Below are 351 nucleotides of genomic sequence, written 5' to 3' on the forward strand. Positions count from 1 at the left end.
ATGCTTGCTTTTCTGAGCCATAGCTCTGATATCCAAATGAAGCCATAGGCATTTGTTATTTTGGCTCTGTCAGCTGCATAACGCCAAAAAATATATTTATCTGCTTGATCTTCAAATGTTGTATTGATTAAATCAATTGGATGGAATTGTTTATCATAAAAAATTAATGTTTGAATGTGATAACCGTCCTTTAAAAAAGTCGTTTCTGCAAGCTTGGCTGTATAGTCAACTAACTCTTCTGTCGAAGTGATATTTTTAGGCTTATCTACCAGTTTTAGACGCTCTTTAATATCTTCAGGAATTATTTTATTGTCATATTGTATCATGCTAAATGACAATTTGCTTATGGAG

At 32.5% G+C, this 351-nt stretch carries 1 protein-coding gene; it reads right to left on the reverse strand.

The window, feature by feature from the left end:
* On the reverse strand, window positions 1–326 hold a 326-nt coding region (locus DF185_RS23450), incomplete at its 3' end, for an Ea47 family protein (protein WP_438830244.1).
* Between the last annotated feature and the right edge of the window lie 25 nt (window positions 327–351).

Origin of the sequence: Marinifilum breve, assembly GCF_003202155.1 — a bacterium.
Classification (GTDB): Bacteria; Bacteroidota; Bacteroidia; order Bacteroidales; family Marinifilaceae; genus Marinifilum; species Marinifilum breve.